Raw genomic sequence first — 18167 nt, 5'->3', positions numbered from 1 at the left:
CCATAAAGCAATCGACACCCGCCATGAAGGAGTCTATTTGCTGTGCTCCGTGACCGCGCCGCGCACAGGCGGGGCGACAGGATAATCTTGGGTAGGACATGCTCGATTCATTGCGTTCGGCGGCCGGCACGTGGGTAGCGAAGCTTCTGCTTCTGCTGCTGGTTCTGAGCTTCGCCGTCTGGGGAATTTCCGGACAGATCGCCAACGGCTTCGGCGGCAATGCCGTCATTACCGCCGGTGAGACCACCGTGACGCCGATCGAGTACCGGCTGGCCTACGACCGCCAGCTCTCGGTCCTGTCGCAGCGCTTCGGCACCAGGGTGACGCGCGAGCAGGCGGTGGCGCTCGGCGTCGACCAGCAGGTCCTGTCGCAGCTGGTCGCGGGCGCCGTGCTCGACGAGCAGGCCCGCGTCATGAACCTCGGCGTCTCGAAAGACAGGATCGCCGTACTCACCGCCGAGGATCCGGCCTTCCGGGGGCCCGGCGGCAGCTTCGACCGCCGCCAGTTCGAGTTCGTGCTGCGCCAGATCGGGATGCGGCCCGAGGATTATCTGAAGAACCGCGAGCAGGTCGCGATCCGCCAGCAGATCGTCGAGGCGATTTCGGACGGCCTGTCGGTGCCGGACACCTTCCTGCGCGCGGTCGCACTCTACCAGGGCGAAGACCGCACGGTCGAATATCTCGTCCTGCCGCCGGCGCTGGTCGAGCCGATCGAGGCGCCGACCGAGGCGCAGCTGACGGCCTATTTCGAAGAGAACAAGGCGCGCTACGCAGCGCCCGAATACCGCAAGATCGACTACGTCAAGCTCGAGCCCGAAGACATCGCCGACACGTCGGCCATCACCGACGAGCAGGTGGCTGAAGACTACCAGCGCACGATCGCGGCCTTCACGACGCCGGAGCGGCGCACCATCGACCAGATCGTCTTCCTCAACGAGGACGCGGCGAAGATCGCCGCCGACCGCCTGCTCGGCGGCGCGACCTTCGAGCAGATGGTCGAAGCCGACGGACGAAGCCTCGACGACGTCCGGCTCGGCACGGTCGAGAAGTCGCGCGTGCCGGACCCGGCCATCGCCGACGCGGCCTTCGGCCTCGCCAAGGACGAGGTCAGCGGCATCGTGCAGGGCGCGTTCGGCCCGGCCATCGTCCGCGTGACCGAAATCATCCCGCAGACCGTGAAGCCGCTCTCGGAGGTACAGGAACAGATCCGCCGCGACCTCGCGCTGGCCGAGGCCAACCGCGTTCTTCTCGACGTGCACGACCGCTACGAGGACGCGCGCGCCGCCGGCAGCACTATGCAGGAAGCAGCCGCATCGCTCGGACTGACCGTCACGCCGGTCGAATCCGTCAGCCGCGCCGGCCAGGATCCCTCGGGCGCGGTGCTGCGCGACATTCCCGAGACGGCCGAACTGCTGCGCCAGGCCTTCGAGACCGAGATCGACGTCGAGAACCCGCCGATCAACATCGGCTCCGACGGCTTCGTCTACTATGAGGTCCGCAGCATCACGCCGGCGCGCGACCGTGCGCTCGACGAGGTGCGCGACCGCGTCGTCGCCGACTGGACGGCGGCGCAGGTATCCGCACGCCTCGCCGAGCGGGCGGGCGGGATCGAGAAGCGGGTCAGGGACGGCGCGACGCTGGATGAGATCGCCGCCGAACTCGGCTACGAGAAGCAGGTCAAGCGCGGCGTGCGCCGCGGCGCCACCGATCCCGATCTCGGCGAGACGGGCGTGGCCGCCGTCTACGGCGTCACCGATGGCGGCACCGGTCTGGTGCCGACACCGTCGGGGGACGGCCAGATCGTCTTCAAGGTGACGGAAGTGTTCGAGCCCGCCGGCGCCAGTGCGGAATCCGTCGCGCCCGACATGCGCCAGGCCTTCCGGTCCGGCTGGTCGGACGACCTGCTCGACCAGATGGTCGCCGAACTGCAGCAGCGATACGAGGTGACCGTCAACCGGACGGCCATCGACCAGGCCCTGAGCTTCTGACGGAACGGGCGATGAGCGATTTCAAACCCTTCATCGCCAAGGTCGCGTCCGGCCAGTCGCTGAGCTTCGAGGAGGCGCGCCAGGCGTTCGAGATCGTCATGTCCGGCGAGGCGACGCCGGCCCAGATCGGCGGCTTCCTGATGGCCATGCGCGTGCGCGGCGAGACGGTGGACGAGATCTCCGGCGCCGTCGCCACCATGCGCGCCAAGATGCTGCCGGTGGAGGCGCCCGCCGACGCGATCGACATCGTCGGCACCGGCGGCGACGTCTCGGGCTCCTACAACATCTCCACCTGCTCGGCCTTCGTGCTGGCGGGTGCAGGCGTGCCGGTGGCCAAGCACGGCAACCGCGCGCTGTCGTCGAAATCGGGCGCGGCCGACACGCTGATGGCGCTGGGCATCGACATCGACATCGGCCCGAAGGAGATCGCGAGCTGCATAAGGGAGGCCGGTGTCGGCTTCATGTTCGCGCCGCGCCATCATTCGGCAATGAAGCATGTCGGCCCGGCGCGGGTGGAACTGGGCACCCGCACCATCTTCAATCTGCTCGGGCCGCTGTCGAACCCGGCCGGCGTCAAGCGGCTGATGGTCGGCGTGTTCTCGCCCGAATGGGTCGAGCCGGTGGCGAGCGTCCTCAAGGCGCTCGGCGCGGAGGCAGCCTGGGTGGTGCATGGCGACGGGCTCGACGAGGTGACGACCGCCGGCAGCACCAAGGTCGCGCAGCTCCGCGACGGCGCCATCGAACTCTTCACCGTCACGCCCGAGGCCGCCGGACTGCCGCGCGCCGATTTCGCCGACCTGCGCGGCGGCGACGCTGCCCACAACGCTCTGGCGCTGCGCTCGGTGCTGGCCGGCGAGAAATCGCCCTACCGCGACATCGTCCTGATGAATGCCGCCGCCGCCCTTCTGGTCGCTGGCCGCGTCGCATCGCTCGCCGACGGCGTCGGCGTCGCGGCGCAGTCGATCGATTCGGGCAAGGCGGAACAGGCGCTCGAGCGCCTCATCAAGGTCTCGAACCGCGAGGCGGGCGCGTGAGCGACATCCTGAAGAAGATCGAGGCGTACAAGCGCGAGGAGATCGCCGCCGCCAGGGCCGCGGTTTCCCTGACGGACATGCGCGCGCGCGCGAAGGACGCCGACCGGCCGCGCGGCTTTGCCGCCGCGCTGCGCCGCAAGCGCGAGGCGGGATCGTTCGCGCTGATCGCGGAGATCAAGAAGGCGAGCCCGTCCAAGGGCCTGATCCGCGCCGACTTCGACCCGCCGTCGCTCGCCGCCGCCTACGAGGCGGGCGGTGCCGCCTGCCTGTCGGTGCTGACCGACGCCCCCTCCTTCCAGGGCGCCCCCGAATTCCTCACCGCCGCGCGCGCCGCATGCGCCCTGCCCGCGCTGCGCAAGGACTTCATGTTCGAGCCCTACCAGGTCTTCGAGGCGCGCAGCTGGGGCGCCGACGCGATCCTCGTCATCATGGCGAGCCTCTCCGACGACGAGGCGAAGGCGCTGGAGGAAGCCGCCTTCGAGATCGGCATGGACGTGTTGGTGGAAGTGCACGACGAGGCCGAGATGGAGCGCGCGCTTCGCCTGTCCTCGCCGCTCGTCGGCGTCAACAACCGCAACCTGCGCAGCTTCGAGGTGGACCTCGCGACCTCCGAGCGGCTGGCGGCGATGGTGCCGGACGATCGCCTGCTGGTCGGCGAGAGCGGCATCTTCACCCATGCCGATTGCCTGCGCCTCGCCAGATGCGGCATCGGCACCTTCCTGGTCGGCGAGAGCCTGATGCGGCAGGCCGACGTCGCCGCCGCCACGCGCGCGCTGCTTTCGGGCGAGGCCGAGGGCCTGCGCCGGACCGCCTGAGCGATGGCCGGCGCCCTCACCCATATCGGTGCTTCCGGCGAAGCGCACATGGTCGACGTCGGCGCCAAGGACGAGACGAAGCGCATCGCCGTCGCCGAAGGCTTCGTCGTCATGAAGCCGGAAACGCTGGCGATGATCCTCGAGGGCAACGCGAAGAAGGGCGACGTGCTGGCCACCGCCCGCATCGCCGGCATCATGGCGGCCAAGAAGACGCACGACCTCATCCCGCTCTGCCATCCGCTGATGCTGAACAAGGTCGCCGTCGAGATCGAGCCCGACGAGGCCCTGCCCGGTCTGCACGTCACCGCAACCGTTGCCGTCTCGGGCAAGACCGGCGTCGAGATGGAGGCTCTGACGGCGGCCTCCGTCGCCTGCCTGACGATCTACGACATGGCCAAGGCCGTCGACCGCGGCATGACGATCACCGGCATTCGCGTCCTGGAGAAGTCCGGCGGCAAGTCCGGCGACTGGCGCGTCGCGGGCCGGTGATGGCAGCCGGGCTGCTTCCCATCGACGAGGCGCTATCGCTTCTTCTGGCCGGTGTGGAGCCGCTCGGGTCCGAGCGCGTCGGCATCGCCGACAGCGGGGGGCGGATCCTCGCCGGTCCCGTGCGGGCGCTGCGCACCCAGCCGCCCTTCGACGCATCCGCCATGGACGGCTATGCCGTCCGCGCCGAAGACGTCGCCGCCCCCCCTGCCCGCCTCGCCGTGATCGGCATCGCACCGGCAGGCAGGCCTTTCGCGGGCGCCGTCGGCCCAGGCCAGGCCGTTCGCATCTTCACGGGGGCGCCGGTGCCGGACGGCGCCGACAGCGTGCTGATCCAGGAGAACACCCGCACCGTCGAGCCCGGCATCGTCGAAGCACTGGAGCCGGTGCGCGCCGGCGCCAACATCCGCCGCCGCGGGCTCGATTTCAGCGAGGGCGAACCGCTGCTGGAGGCGGGCCGGCTGGTCGACGCCGCAGCGCTGGCGCTCGCAGCCTCCGCCAATCATGCCGAACTCGAGGTCGTGCGCCGTCCGCTCGTCGCGGTGCTGGCCACCGGCGACGAACTGCTGGCGCCGGGCAGTGTGGTCGGCGAAGGCCAGATCATCTCGTCCAACACCTATGGCGTCGCGCTGATCGCGCGCCAGGCCGGCGCCCGCACGCTCGACCTCGGCATCGCGCCCGACGACCGCGACGCGATCGCTGCGGCCATCGACCGCGCGCTTGAAGCGGGCGCCGAGATCATCGTGACGTCGGGCGGCGCCTCGGTCGGCGACCATGATCTGGTCCGCGACGTGCTGGCGGCCAAGGGCGGTGACCTCGACTTCTGGAAGATCGCGATGCGGCCCGGCAAGCCGCTGATGGCGGGAACCCTCGCCGGGCGCCGCATCCTCGGCTTGCCCGGCAATCCCGTGGCGAGCCTCGTCTGCAGCCACGTCTTCCTGAAACCGCTGGTGGCACGGCTAGCCGGCCGCGCCCATGTCGACGACGTGCGTCCCGGCGTCTTCGGCGGGCCGGTCGCGGCCAACGACCTGCGGCAGGACTACATGCGCGCCCGCGTGGTCGAGACCGACGGCGTGCTCGTCGCCACCCCCTCTGCGGTCCAGGACTCCTCGATGCTGCGCACCCTTGCCGAGGCGCGCGCGCTCGTCATCCGCGAACCCTTCGCGCCCGCCGCCGCGGCCGGCGATCCCTGTCGGATCCTGATGCTGCGCTGACGGTCGTCGGCAAAGGCGGCGCGTCCTCCCTTTTCTGATGGGGGAAACGGTCGGCGACGACGGTTCGGCGACGGAATGCTCGTCCCTGCGAAGGCCATCGGGAAAGGATTGACAGTTTTTTGCCAAATCCCTGACCATTCGAAGAATTGGAGATCCATGATGGCGACAATGAACGTCAGCCTGCCCGCCCCGATGGTCGGATTCGTGGAGGAGATGGTTGCGAGCGGAGGATACAGCTCTTCCAGCGAAGTCGTGCGCGAGGCGCTCCGTCTCTTGCGTGACGAGCGTGCGGTAGAGCATGAGAAGGCCGTCATTCTTCGGCGCGAGGTCGGGAGCGGCCTCGAGCAGGCCCGCGCGCAACGCTTCTCCGATCGATCGCTGGAAGAAATCGCCGGGAGCGTGGTGAAGAAGGCGGATCGGAAGTGAGCCTTCGGCTCACCGGAGCCGTCGACCACGACATCGAGCGCATTCTCGAGGACAACCTGCAGCTGTTCGGGCCGCGCCAGTTCCGGGCCTATACGGATTTGATCGGTCAGGCTCTCCAGCGGCTCGCCGCGGATCCGCGGGGCCCGGGCACATCGGCGCGCGCGGACATCGGTCCAGGGGTGCGTTCGCTTCGGCTGTATGCGGTCGCACGGCGCAGAGGGGCTGGATCACACTGCGTCTACTATCTGCCGCCGGAGGACGGACGAGGATCCGATGTCGTCGTTCTGCGCCTCCTGCATGACCGGATGGAACCAGGGCACCGCGTGACGTCCGCACGTCACGATGACCAGGAATGGGGCGGAACTCCATCCGGCTCGAAGCCTTAGCGTCTGATGTCGGTCGAGGTCCGGCACGCAGGCGCTGCCACGCCCACCATCACGGCATTCCCGTCGATTCCCCGGACCCGCGCGATTCCCTGATACCGCGCGGACGGCCACGTTCCGTCTTGTCTTCTTCCGCCCGACCGGAGCAGCCGCCCCGACCCGCCGCCTTCACCAGGCGACGGTAAGGCGCGCCTGGCCCTGGTAGCCGGTGAGGTCGATCTCCTGCACGCCATAGCGGCCCGAGAAGCTCGACGACAGGCTGACATTGTCGTTGAGGGCGGTCTCGATGCCGAGCGCCAGTTCGAGTGCGGTTCCGCCGGTGCCCGTGGTGTAGGCGAAATTGTCGACCGTCACCGTCTCGTCGGCGGTCAGGTCGTGCGCCACGGCGAAGTCGGCAAAGGTCGACACGCCCTCGAAATGGCCCTCGGCGCGCAGGCCGCCGCGCACGCTCATCGCGTCGCCCGTGCCGAACTGGACGTCGTCGACCCAGTTGCTCGACAGGTCGCTCACCGTCGTGTTCTGGTAGGCGAACTGGCCCCAGGGCGTGATGCGCAAGGTCTCGCTGCCGAACGTCACGCCGGCCTCGACCACCACCGTCGCCGTCTGGGCGTCGAGCGTGGTGGCGCTCGCGGCCGTCGGGTTGAACGTCCAGTCGCTCGCGCCATACTGGGCGACCGCGTCGAGATAGGCCCGCTCGTTCGACCAGTTGGCGGTGATGCCGGCGGCATAGAGGTTGCCGCTGAGGTCGGCCGTGCCGGTCTCCGTGGTGACGTCGCTGGTCGACCTGCCGTAGGAGGCGAGGAAGCCGGCGCGGAAATTGCCGCTGCCGATCACGTCGCTGCCGAACTGCGTGAAATAGGTCTGCTGCGTATGCGAGGTGGCGTCCTCGATCTCGGTGCTGCTGCCGCCGGCGCGCATGAAGGACGTCTGCATGTCTTCGCTGGTGCCGAGGCCGCGGCGATCCACCTTGCTCCCCAGGATTTCCAGCGAGGCCTTGCGGATGCTGCTCTCCAGCACCGACAGGCCGTAGGTCTCGTCCTGGATGATCGAACCGACGCCGTAGACGATCACGTCGCCCGCGCCGAACAGCTGCTCTTCTGTCCAGCCGCCCGTGCCTTCGACCGTGGCCACCGAATCCGCCGCGCGAACGGTGCGGGTCAGCACGATCTCGTGGCCGTTCTGCGTGAACCTTTCGGCACGGTAGATGTCGGCATCTGCATCGCTGCCGCCGATCCGGATCAGCTCGATCTGGCTCAGGTCGCCGAGCGCGTCGCCGCGGTCGGAATTGTAGCGCGCCAGCGTGACCGCCAGGGAGCCGGTCGCATCGCCGCCGATGTTGGTCTGGTCGTAGTCGTAGGCGGCCACGTAGGTTCCCTGGCCGTAGACGATCTCGAACAGCGAATCGGCGGTGTCGAGGTCCAGATTACCGCTGACGGTGACCACGCCCGGCGAGTAGCCGGGCGACAGATGGCCGCTGAACGCGAGATCGCCGATGATGAAGATGTTGCCGGTGATGGTGCCGTTGTTGATCACGGCGTCGCCCGTCACCTGGAGCTGGCCGCCCAGCGTTCCGCCGAGCACGGTCGAGCCGGCTTCGGCCGTCAGGCCGCCGACGATGGTCGAGCCGTCGGCGAAGTCGGCGTCCGCGCCCTCCTCGATGTAGAAGCCGGCGCCGTTGACGAGGCCCGACCAGCTGGTGCCCGCCGACACCGTCACCGTGGTCGCGCCAGACCCGGTCTTGGTGCCGGTGTCGAAGATGTTGCCGACCACCACCGTCTCGCTGTCGATGACGAAATTGACGATGCCGTCGGATCCGGCGCCGTCGCGCTCCACGAGCAGCAGCGTGCCGTCATTGCCGGTGATGGTCGTGCCAGATCCCAGCGTGATGTTGGCGATGCCGCCGCTCTCGTCGAAATAGGCATAGGCCAGCGACTTGTCGGTCGAAAGGCTGGTGCCGGTGGTCGTGATCGAGCCGCCATTGACCACCGAGAGCGCCGACAGGTTGGCGCCGCCGGCGACCGAGCCGCCGTCCACCACGATCGTGCCGCCGCTCGACGCGATCAGTCCGGTCTGGGAGGCGACCTCGCCGAGCGTCAGGCTGCCGCCGGCCACTTCGAAGCCGCCCGAGCCGTTGATGGCACCCGAGAAGGTGGTCGAGGCATTGGTGAGCTTCAGGCGGTTCGCACCCAGTTCCACCGTGCCGTCGCCCGACAGCGTGACGATGTCGATGCCGGCCAGCGCCGAGGCGATGTCGAAGGTGCCCGCCACGTCGACGGACGAGGAGAGGGCGATCGAGCCGCCGTCGGCGATGAACAGCGTCGTGCCCTCCTCGACGCTCGTCGCGCCGGTATAGACGCTGACGCCGGTCAGCGTCTGCGAGCCGCCAGCCACGGTCAGCCCGCCATTGCCGGAAATGACGCCGGAGAAGGTTGTCGACGCGTCCGTGAGGATCAGGTCGTTGGCACCGAGCGTCACGGTGCCGCCGCCGGCCAGCGTCACGATCGAGGCGTCGGTATCGTTGCCGGCGATGTCGAGCTCGCCGTCGACGGTCACCACCGCGGACGCCTCGATGCTGCCTTCGCCGTCGAGCACCAGCTTGGCGCCCGTGGCGACGTTGGTCCCGCCGGTATAGGTGTTGACGCCCGACAGCGTCTGCGTGCCGCCGTCGACCGTGAAGCCGCCCGTCCCTGCGATGACGCCCGAAAAGTCGGTCGAGCCGTTGGAAACGACGAGGGTCTTGTCGCCAAGCGTCACGTCGCCGCCGCCCGAGAGCGTCACGATCGTGGCGCCGGATGTGGTCGCCGCGATGTCGATCTCGCCCTCGACCTTGACCTCCGCCGAGTTCTCGATGCTGCCGCCCCCCGACAGGACCAGCTTGGCCTCGTCGGCGATCGACGTGTCGCCCGAATAGGTGTTGGTGCCCGTGAGCGTCTGCGTGCCGCCATCGACCGTGAAGCCGCCGGTGCCGGCGATGACGCCCGAGAATTCGGTCGAGGCGTCCGACAGGACGAGGGTCTGGGCGCCCAGCGTCACGTCGCCGCCACCCGACAGGGTGACGATCGTCGCGCCGGAAGTGGTGGCCGCGATGTCGAATTCGCCCTCGACCTTCACCTCGGCCGAATCCGCGATGCTGCCGTCGCCCGACAGGACGAGTTCGGCGCCCGCATCGATCGTCGTGTCGCCGGTATAGGTGTTGACCCCCGAGAGCGTCTGCGTGCCGTCTTCGACCGTCAGGCCGCCGCTACCGGTGATGACGCCGGAAAAGGTCGTCGAGCCGTTGGAGACGACCAGCGTGTTTTCGCCCAGCGCGACGTCGCCGCCGCCTGCCAGCGTGGTCAGGCTGCGGTCGCCATTGGCGCCCGACAGGTCGAGCTTGCCGTCGATCGTCACCTGCGAGGATTCGGAAATGTCGGCCGCGCCTTTCAGCACGAGCGTCGTCCCGTCCTTCACCTCGGTCGTGCCGGCATAGCTGTTGTTGGCGGTCATCGTGATCGTGCCGACGGTCGTGCCGTCGCCGAGGATCACCGAACCGTTCGACAGGACGCCGTCCAGATAGGCGATGTTTTCGCCGAGTTCCCCGCCGTTGGCGATGATGGTCCGCGTGCCGCCGGCGAGGTCGATGGCGTTCTCGAAGTAGACGTCGGAATCGGCGCTGTCCGAGCCGAACAGCAGCGACGAGCCGTCGGTGACGAAGCTTGCGGAGGCCCAGGTCAGCGTCTGGCCGTTGTTCAGGCGCACGGTCAGGTCGCCATCGACCGCGGCGAAGCCGCCCGAGCCGGTCCACTGGATGCGGCCGGACGCCGTGCCGAGATGGCGGTCGAAGGTGCCGTTGGTCTGCAGGACGCCGCCGGCGAGGTTGATGTTGCTGTCCTCGTGGATGCCGGTGCCGTCGTCGGCGTCGAGCACGCCGCCGGAGATCTTCGTCTGGCCGGAATAGGTGTTGACGCCGTTGAAGACGACGAGGCCGCTCTGGATGTCGATGCCTGCCCCGTTGCCGCTGGCGATCGAGGTGCCGCTGATGCTGGCCTTGCTGTCGTCGGCGATGGTGCCGTTGAAGGTGATCGTGTTGCCGTCGCCGGCGTCCAGCTTGACGGTCGAGCCCTTCATCATGAACAGGTCGGTGCCCGCCGCCTGGCCCGCATCGCCGCCGTTTTCGCTCGATCCGCCATAGACGCTGTTGCCGTCGAAGGTCGCGTTGCCGGTGATGGTGACCGTGCCGCCCGACTGCACGAAGATCGCGCCGCCATAGGCCGAACCGCCGCCGCCGCCATAGCCGTTCGCCGTTCCGTCGGCGGTGGAGCCCACGCCGCCGCCGAAGCCGGCGGCGCCGCCCGAACCGCCCGAGCCGTCATGCGGACCGTGATTGGCTTCGGAGCCGTCTTCGCCACCCTCACCGCCCTCGCCGCCCATGCCGCCGCCGGCGCCGAACCCGCCGCTGCCGCCCGAGCCGCCCGAGCCGCCGGAACCGCCCGCAGAAGCGGAGATCGTCACGGCATTGCCGGCGTCGCCGCCGTCGCCGCCCGCGCCGCCGCCGTAGCCGAAGCTGCCGTCGCCGCCGGCGCCACCGGACGCGCCGCTGCCGCCAGCGCCGGAAACGCCCATCGCGTAGCTCGTGACCTCGATGGCGGTCAGAAACGCGGCTTCGGCGGCCGCCTTCGTCACGGCCGCGGCCGCGTCAGCGGTCTTGTCGGTGGTCAACGCAGTGAAAGCCGCTGCAGCCGCCGTCAACTGTGCCGTCAGCGCCGCATCCATTGGCTGGGCCGATGCCGCGGCAGCTGCAGTGAAAGCCGCTGCTAGCGCTGTCAGCTGCGTCACCTCGACGGATTCCGAACCGGAATTGTAGATGGCGTAGACCTGGTCGGCGAGTGCCTTGACCGTCTGCACGGTCGAAGCCGCGCCCGAGGCACCATCGCCGCCTTCGCCGCCGGCGCCACCGGCGCCAGCGCTGCCGTCGCCGCCATCGAAGCCGTTCTGGCCGCTCGGTCCGGTGCCGTTGCCGGCGAAATAAGAGGCTTCGGTCGGCGCGTCGCGCCCGTCGTCGCCGTCCGCGCCCGTCGTGCCGTCACCGCGCCCGTTCAACCCGCCGCCCGTGTCGCCCACGCCGCCGTCGCCGCCGATCGCGGTGTTGCCGATGAAGTCGACCGAATCGATGGTGACCGTGGCGCCGCTGCCGACGAAGATGCCGCCGCCCATGCCCGCGCCGCCGCCGCTGCCGTCGCTGCCCTGCGCGGTCTGGCCGGTGATGGTGGTGCTGGAGATCGTCGAGGTACCGGTCAGGTACTCCGTCGCTTCGGCGCGTCCGGAATAGCCGGCCGCCAGAAGCGTCACCGCAATCATCGACGTCGTGGCGAGCGCCCTGTCACGGAAGCGCCATCCGGTCGCGGTGGCGCTTGTGGACGTGGCCGCGATCATGCCGCGCGACGCGGCCGGACGGCTCTCGATTGAACGGTTCATGGACCGGATATCCCCTCGCTGTCGTGTCCGGCGCGGCAGTCGGAATCGTCGACCTGGCCAGCAAATCAGCGGGATTGCTACCATCTCGTCCTAACGAAAAATTAATGTATATTACACGTCAGGCTTGTGCGGGTCAGCCATCCGTCCGGCGCATCAGCCGTCGATCCCGAGGGGAACGGACAGGCCGTAGCCCCAGTTGCGGATGGCGCGGATGCAGCGCTCCTCGGCACCCGTCTCCTTGATCTTCTGGTTGATCCGGAAGATCGTCACGTTGACGGTGTTGCGGCTGGCCACGGCGCCGTTGCCGCCCAGCACCTCGGCGATCTGCCAGGCCTCGAGCTTGCGATCCGGCGCACGCGCCAGCGCCACGAGCACCGCCATTTCCGCTCCCGACAGCGGAACCTTGCGCACCGGCCCGTGCAGCTGCCGTGCCTTGAGGTCGATCCGGAAGTCGAGCAGCGGAGCGGCTGGTTCCGCGACGCGGCGCCGGAGCGCGCCGACGGCCGCCGTCAGTTCGTCCGGATCCACGGGCTTGGTCAGGTAGATGTCGGCACCCATCTCGTAGCCGTCCCGGCGGTCGGCCGGCTTGCCGCGCCCAGACAGGATGATGATACCGATGCGCGGCTGCAGGCGGCGCATGCGGGCGGTGAGGCTCAGCCCGCTCTCGCCCGGCAGGTTGACGTCGATGAGGAGCATGTCCGGATCGTTCGACTGCGGATCCTCGATGAATTCCTCCGCGCAGCTGAAGGCGCTGACGCGATAGCCGACGTCCGAAAGCGACCGCGCGATGGCGCGGCGCAGGCCGTCATTGTCCTCGATCACCACGATGTCCATCAGCGCCGTAGGTCCGCTTGCAGGAGGCCTTCCTCGCCGGCCGGCACGCCCAGGCCACCGCGGCCGGGGGCGACGAGCGGCAGCCAGAACTCGAGGCGGACCCGATCGTCCGCCACCGTGCACGCGATGCGGCCCGACAGCATGTCGGTCACGCCGGCGACGACGTAGAGCCCGAGCCCGGAGCCCGGAGCCTGGCGCGCGCCGGGCGCCCGGTAGAACTTGTCGAAGACGCGCGCGGGGTCGGGGCGTCCCGCGGCGGCGGCCGCGTTTTCGACGGTGACCGCCACGCCGTCGACGCCGTCGCGGTCGGATCTGCGGCAGGTGAGGACGATCGGCGTATCCGCCGGCGCGTATTTGATGGCGTTCTCGACCAGGTTCGACAGCACCATGTCGACCATGTGCCGGTCGCTCTCGACCACAACGGGCATCCGCGCGTCGATCGTCACGGGGTTAGACGGTGCATGGCGCGCGACGACCTTGCGCAGCGCCTCGGCAAGGTCGAACCGGACACCAGCGCCCCCCGGATCGGCCTGGTTCGACAGGTTGCTGCGTTCCACCACGGCGTCGATCTCGTCCAGCGCCTCCTGGACATCGCGGTATCGCTCCGGACCGAGACGCCTTTCGTCGACGGACAGCCGGATCGTCGCCAGGGGGGTGCGGATTTCGTGCACCAGCATGGCCGTGAAGCGGTCCTGGATGTCGCGCTGCCGCCGCTCGGCGCCCAGGGCCTGGCTCACCAGGTCCAGCCGCGCGCGGTTCTCGCCGTCGCGCAGGTCCCTGTCCCGGGTCCGGCGCTGGATGACGAAGTACATCTGCGCGCCGTAGGTCAGCACCAGGATGTAGGGATAGTGGAACGTCCATTCGCCAAGGCTGCCGATCCCGAGCAGCGGGGCGATCGTCATGACGAAGGCGATGGCCTGGACGGCGTAGAGCGTTCGCAGCAGGAGCGACGGAACGCGTTCCTTCCATGGCCAGAACGCCATCGCGAAATAGAAGGCCGAGCTGAGGAAGATGAGGGTGGAATTCGACCGCAGCGCAAACTGGGTGTGTCCGCTCAAAAGCACGATGATCAGCGCGACCGCGCAGGCAAACATCATCCAGCTGACCGTGGAAACGATCCGCGCCGGGGCATAGAGCAGGAAGATCTGGCGATGCAGCATCACCCCCAGGACGGGAGTCAGGCAGACGAGGATGTTGGTCAGTCCGTGCACCGTCCCGGGCGACGCCGTCGGAAGCAGGGGCGCGAGGTAGCCCATCACCGCCAGCACGTAGAGCATGTAGCAGATCTGGGAGGCGACGAAGATGACGGTGATCGGCTCCGGGCGGACGACGAGATCGCTGATCGACCAGAGCAGGATGCAGCAGGTGATGGCGAGAAACACGACGAGCAGCGCGTCGGACGCGAGTTCGGCGCGGCGCAGGTCGTGCCAGTCGAGAGCCTGCACGCCGAACAGCGACGAACTGGTGGTCTCCAGCCGCAGGTAGTAGACCCCATCGGGCGCCGGGGGATCGATTTCCAGCGCCAGGGCCACCGCCGCCGTCTCCCGCTCCGAGAAGGCCGGAAGATCGCCCGTCACCCGGCTGCGCCAGCCTGGTCCGGCCGGGTCCGGCTCGAACAGAACGACCGAATCCAGAAAGGTCGGCCTGATGTGCAGGACCAGCGGCCGGCCGTCCGGATGGGCCTCGACGCGCAGGCGGATCCAGTGGGCGGATGGCGTGTAACTCGCGGCGAGCACCGGCGCCATCGGCGCGAACTCCATCCCGACGACGTCGTCGATGCCCCACTGCGCCGACGCATCCTCCAGGACCTGCCGCTCGACAACGTGGTCGGCTCCCGCGGGCATGGATATGAAGGAGCCGGCGGCGAGGATGACGGCGAGCATCGCGGCGATCGCCAGCAATGGGAGAACGAGTTCGCCCGGTCCCGGCAGTGCCTTGACCGAAGTTGCGGACGTCCGGGCGGCATGCTCAGGCCGCTGGCGCGAGGTGGTAACCATGTATCCCGACCGCAATGCCCATCGTATCCAAGCAGGGCGATCCAGAATCCGTCTGCATTTTCAAAGCCACCCCATGCCCACGACAAACCCTATGCACCCAAGACGGGCCAATGACCAGAGGTTGTTTTGATCGCTGCTGCGTGTATCCCGATCATTCTTGCTGCAGGGGCGGCTGCCCGGTCACCACGCTGGTTTCGCTCGTCTTCCGGCGCGGCGGCGGTTGCTGAAGACCTTCCGGTCCGGGCAAACGCCACAGAAACCGGTTGCGGAACAAGACTGGAACGGATAGGTTTGTTCCGGTTTTGTTTTTCTCTGCGATTCCTCCCGGGGGTGGACCGATGCTGACCCGCAAGCAACACGAGCTTCTCCTTTACATTCACGAACGCCTGAAGGAGACGGGCATTCCGCCGTCGTTCGACGAGATGAAGGAAGCCCTCGATCTCGCGTCGAAATCGGGCATTCACCGCCTGATCACGGCGCTGGAGGAGCGCGGCTTCATTCGCCGCCTGCCCAACCGCGCCCGCGCCCTGGAGGTACTTCGGCTGCCCGACTCGATCGCGCCGGGCCTCGGCGCGCCGCGGAAGTTCTCGCCCAGCGTGGTGGAAGGCGGCCTCGGCAGGAAGCCCGAGCCGAGCCCCGCGCGCACGGCCAGCAACGACGACAATGCCAACGGCATCTCGATCCCGGTGATGGGGCGCATCGCCGCCGGCGTGCCGATCGACGCCATCCAGCACCAGACGCATTCGGTCGTCGTGCCGCCGGACATGCTCACCGCCGGCGACCACTATGCGCTCGAGGTGAAGGGCGATTCGATGATCGAGGCCGGCATCCTCGACGGCGACACGGTCATCATCCGCAACACCTCGTCGGCCACGCCCGGCGACATCGTCGTGGCGCTGGTCGATGGCGAGGAAGCGACGCTGAAGCGGTTCCGCCGCAAGGGCGCGTCGATCGCGCTGGAGGCCGCCAACCCCGCCTACGAGACGCGCATCTTCGGCCCCGACAGGGTCAGCGTGCAGGGCAAGCTGGTCGGTCTCATCCGCCGCTACTGAGCCGGCGCGGCCGGGTTCGCTCCGGCCGGCGCCTGAACGGTTCCGGCCTCTGGCTGACGCTCTTCCGGCCGATAGGGCGGCAGTCCGCGCGCCTCCCGCGAGAAGCGCAGATGCGCATGCCATGGCCGGAAGGGTTCCGCGATGGCCCGCCGGATGGCGGCGAACGCGGCCGGCCCGTCGCCGGGGGCAGCGAAGCGTCCTTCCGCGCTGCCGCGGCGCGCGAGATCGCGTTTGGTGAGCACCGTCGTCGATGTCCCTGCCGCGCAGGGCGCCGAGACCGTCGCGTCGTCGATCACGAGAACGGCCGCGACGCCGCAATGGTCGGCCGCCGGGGTGCCTTCGCTCAGCCAGACGACCAGCGCACCGCTTGCGTGCCGCGCGGCGCAGGCCTGACGGGTGCAGGCGAAGGGCGTGTCGGCCTGCAGTTCGGGGAGGCGCAAGGGTCTCCCGCTGTCCGTCGCGGCGGCGGGGCCGTCATCCGCCTGGACCGGCCTGATCACCGCGCCCGCCATGGCCGCGTCCTTCCAGATGCCGGTGACGAAATCGCTCGGCCGCGTACGGTTGACTGCCAGGTCGCCATTGCCCATGCGCAGGGCGACCAGCCGCCCGTCGTCGGCGACGAAAAGCTCTGGCAGGTCGCGGGTGGCGATGATGCCGATGCCGGCGACGAGCAGCGGCAGAACGAGCACGCGCAGCCATGTGGTCAGCACGGTCGCCAGCACGAGTGCGGCCGTCAGCGTCAGCACCGCCGAGGCCGGAATGGCGCCGACCGCGTCGATCGGCGTCATCTCCGCCAGCCATCGCGCGATCGCCAGCATCACGCCGATGCCCCAGCCCATCAGGTCGAGTGCCGGACCATCCAGCCCGAACGGCATCAGCACGCCGGCCAGCACCGCCGACGGCATGACGACGAGCGAAACCACCGGCATGGCGAGCAGGTTGGCCGCCAGACCGAGTGGCGAGGCGCGGTGGAAGTGCCAGACGCCGTAGAGCGCCGTCGCCGTTCCCGCGATCAGTGAGGTCGCGGCGATGCCGCCCGCATAGCCGAGCCCCTTTTCCAGCATGGCTCGCGGCATCGCGCGGTCGCGGCTCCATCCGGCGCCCGCCGGGCGGCGCAGACGCCGCTCCGACCAGGCCGCATAGGCGGCAATCAGCGCGCCGGTCGCGGCAAACGACATCTGGAAGCTCGGCCCCACCACCTCGTGCGGCGCGACCGCGATGACGATCAGCGCCGAGATCGCGAGGTTGCGCATGGTGAGCGCGGCGCGGTCGAACAGCAGCGCGACCAGCATGATGGCGATCATGATGTAGGAGCGCTGCGCCGCCACGGCCGCGCCGCAGATCACGAGATAGTAGCTTGCGGCCACGAGCGCGGCGACGGCGGCGTATTTCTTCACCGGCCGGCGCGATGCGAAGCCGGGCGCGAGCGCAAACAGGAAGCGCAGCGTCAGCATCACCGTCCCGGCGACCAGCGCCATGTGCAGGCCCGAGATCGACAGGACATGTGCGAGGCCGGTCTTGCGCAGGTCCTCGTTGACCTCTTCGGGAATGCCGGCCCGCGTTCCGGCGATCAGCGCGGCGGCGATGGCGCCCTCCGCGCCGCCGACGCGCTGCATGATGCGCGCCGAGATGGCCTCGCGCATCCGCCCGACACGGGCGAGCAGCCCGGCCCGCCATCCCGGCGCCGATGCGAGGTCCGCCTCCACCGGGTTGGACAGGAAGAAGCCCGTCGCGCCGATGCCGTCCATGTAGCTTTCGAAGGCGAAGTCGTAGCCATGCGGCCGCGCGGGGCCGGACGGCGGAAACAGCCGGGCATATCCGGCGACGCCGTCTCCCGGTGCAAGCGTCGGGGGGATCGCGCGGGCGGAAAGCCGGACGCGCTCCGGCGCATAGCGCAATGTCGGCCGCGCCGTGCTCTCCACGTCGATCGTCAGCCGCACGCGGCCGCTTGCCTGCCGCTCGATTGCGGCCACGCGCCCCGTCAGCATGGTCGGGATCTCGGAGCCCAGCATCGGCGTGCCGGCCCGCCAGGTCTCGGTCTTGCCAGCGAGAGCGCCGAGCACCATCAGCAGCGCTGCGGTCGCCGCCACCCGTCCTGCGCCGCCATCCGCCGTCGCCAGCCGCCAGACGACGGCTGCGATCGTCAGTCCGCCGAGGACGGGAAAGCCCGGCTCGACGGGAAGCGTCCAGTAGAGCGCGGCACCCACGGCAAGCAGCACCGGCAGGAACAGGAAGCCCGCGCCGCGATCGCGCTCGACGGCGGCGGCCGCCTGCGCGCGGATCCAGAGCCGTGCAGCCGCGCCGGAACGTGCTGGCAGTGCGGGCTTTGCGCGTGGCGCCTCCCACTCCGCGCCGCCTCCGGCATGGTCGGGCAGGCGCGCGCCCGCGAGGGCGGCGGGAAGCATGCGCCGCTCGTCGGCATCCGGTTCACCCGCCGTCGCCATCGCCCACGTCCCCGCGCGGAGCCTCCAAGCCGACGCCCCT

At 69.4% G+C, this 18167-nt stretch carries 12 protein-coding genes; 8 read left to right on the top strand and 4 right to left on the bottom strand.

Annotated features, from left to right (window positions below):
- Window positions 1–98 precede the first annotated feature (98 nt).
- From N1F91_RS16370 to N1F91_RS31135, 7 genes are all read left to right on the top strand, one after another.
- Entirely contained in the window at window positions 99–1988 is a 1890-nt protein-coding gene (locus N1F91_RS16370) for a SurA N-terminal domain-containing protein (RefSeq protein ID WP_289993908.1), read from the top strand.
- Between the two features lie 11 nt (window positions 1989–1999).
- Window positions 2000–3022: an anthranilate phosphoribosyltransferase gene (gene trpD, locus N1F91_RS16365; protein WP_289993903.1), complete on the top strand. Its 1023-nt coding sequence runs from the start codon at window positions 2000–2002 to the stop codon at window positions 3020–3022.
- Window positions 3019–3837, top strand: coding sequence for an indole-3-glycerol phosphate synthase TrpC (gene trpC / locus N1F91_RS16360; RefSeq protein WP_289993901.1), 819 nt, complete (start codon window positions 3019–3021; stop codon window positions 3835–3837). The genes trpD and trpC overlap by 4 nt, the downstream gene beginning before the upstream one ends.
- Before the next feature lie 3 nt (window positions 3838–3840).
- The gene (gene moaC, locus N1F91_RS16355) at window positions 3841–4326 is read left to right on the top strand and encodes a cyclic pyranopterin monophosphate synthase MoaC (protein WP_289993900.1); all 486 of its coding nucleotides are present in this window, start codon (window positions 3841–3843) and stop codon (window positions 4324–4326) included.
- Window positions 4326–5537, top strand: coding sequence for a gephyrin-like molybdotransferase Glp (gene glp / locus N1F91_RS16350; RefSeq protein ID WP_289993899.1), 1212 nt, complete (start codon window positions 4326–4328; stop codon window positions 5535–5537). Before moaC ends, glp begins: the two co-directional genes overlap by 1 nt.
- 168 nt (window positions 5538–5705) lie before the next feature.
- Window positions 5706–5963: a type II toxin-antitoxin system ParD family antitoxin gene (locus N1F91_RS16345; RefSeq protein WP_289993897.1), complete on the top strand. Its 258-nt coding sequence runs from the start codon at window positions 5706–5708 to the stop codon at window positions 5961–5963.
- Window positions 5960–6349, top strand: a complete 390-nt coding sequence (locus tag N1F91_RS31135) for a type II toxin-antitoxin system RelE/ParE family toxin (protein ID WP_354670548.1) — start codon at window positions 5960–5962, stop codon at window positions 6347–6349. The genes N1F91_RS16345 and N1F91_RS31135 overlap by 4 nt, the downstream gene beginning before the upstream one ends.
- A 165-nt stretch (window positions 6350–6514) precedes the next feature.
- Here N1F91_RS31135 and N1F91_RS16340 read toward each other — a convergent pair whose 3' ends face one another.
- From N1F91_RS16340 to N1F91_RS16330, 3 genes are all read right to left on the bottom strand, one after another.
- Window positions 6515–11800 (bottom strand): autotransporter-associated beta strand repeat-containing protein, encoded by a 5286-nt coding sequence (locus tag N1F91_RS16340; protein WP_289993896.1) that lies wholly within the window; start codon window positions 11798–11800, stop codon window positions 6515–6517.
- A 153-nt stretch (window positions 11801–11953) separates the two neighbouring features.
- The gene (locus tag N1F91_RS16335) at window positions 11954–12634 is read right to left on the bottom strand and encodes a response regulator transcription factor (protein WP_289993895.1); all 681 of its coding nucleotides are present in this window, start codon (window positions 12632–12634) and stop codon (window positions 11954–11956) included.
- Window positions 12634–14631, bottom strand: coding sequence for a 7TM-DISM domain-containing protein (locus N1F91_RS16330; RefSeq protein ID WP_289993893.1), 1998 nt, complete (start codon window positions 14629–14631; stop codon window positions 12634–12636). The genes N1F91_RS16335 and N1F91_RS16330 overlap by 1 nt, the downstream gene beginning before the upstream one ends.
- A gap of 338 nt (window positions 14632–14969) precedes the next feature.
- On the opposite strand from N1F91_RS16330, the gene lexA reads away from it, so the two are divergent.
- Window positions 14970–15683 (top strand): transcriptional repressor LexA, encoded by a 714-nt coding sequence (lexA, locus tag N1F91_RS16325; RefSeq protein ID WP_289993891.1) that lies wholly within the window; start codon window positions 14970–14972, stop codon window positions 15681–15683.
- Here the strand turns inward: lexA and N1F91_RS16320 are convergent.
- Window positions 15677–18127: a ComEC/Rec2 family competence protein gene (locus tag N1F91_RS16320; RefSeq protein WP_289993889.1), complete on the bottom strand. Its 2451-nt coding sequence runs from the start codon at window positions 18125–18127 to the stop codon at window positions 15677–15679. The two genes, lexA and N1F91_RS16320, sit on opposite strands and share 7 nt — an antisense overlap.
- Between the last annotated feature and the right edge of the window lie 40 nt (window positions 18128–18167).

The sequence above is a fragment of the Aquibium sp. ELW1220 genome (assembly GCF_030398385.1).
In the GTDB taxonomy this organism is placed as follows: Bacteria; Pseudomonadota; Alphaproteobacteria; order Rhizobiales; family Rhizobiaceae; genus Aquibium.
This window is presented reverse-complemented; position numbering and strand designations above follow the sequence as displayed.

Bases quoted from the DNA above. Each gene is read 5' to 3' on its own strand.
- N1F91_RS16370 (WP_289993908.1), top strand. From the start codon at position 99: ATGCTCGATTCATTGCGTTCGGCGGCCGGCACGTGGGTAGCGAAGCTT.
- trpD (WP_289993903.1), top strand. From the start codon at position 2,000: ATGAGCGATTTCAAACCCTTCATCGCCAAGGTCGCGTCCGGCCAGTCG.
- moaC (WP_289993900.1), top strand. From the start codon at position 3,841: ATGGCCGGCGCCCTCACCCATATCGGTGCTTCCGGCGAAGCGCACATG.
- glp (WP_289993899.1), top strand. From the start codon at position 4,326: ATGGCAGCCGGGCTGCTTCCCATCGACGAGGCGCTATCGCTTCTTCTG.
- N1F91_RS16345 (WP_289993897.1), top strand. From the start codon at position 5,706: ATGAACGTCAGCCTGCCCGCCCCGATGGTCGGATTCGTGGAGGAGATG.
- N1F91_RS16340 (WP_289993896.1), bottom strand. From the start codon at position 11,800: ATGAACCGTTCAATCGAGAGCCGTCCGGCCGCGTCGCGCGGCATGATC.
- N1F91_RS16335 (WP_289993895.1), bottom strand. From the start codon at position 12,634: ATGGACATCGTGGTGATCGAGGACAATGACGGCCTGCGCCGCGCCATC.
- N1F91_RS16330 (WP_289993893.1), bottom strand. From the start codon at position 14,631: ATGGTTACCACCTCGCGCCAGCGGCCTGAGCATGCCGCCCGGACGTCC.
- lexA (WP_289993891.1), top strand. From the start codon at position 14,970: ATGCTGACCCGCAAGCAACACGAGCTTCTCCTTTACATTCACGAACGC.
- N1F91_RS16320 (WP_289993889.1), bottom strand. From the start codon at position 18,127: ATGGCGACGGCGGGTGAACCGGATGCCGACGAGCGGCGCATGCTTCCC.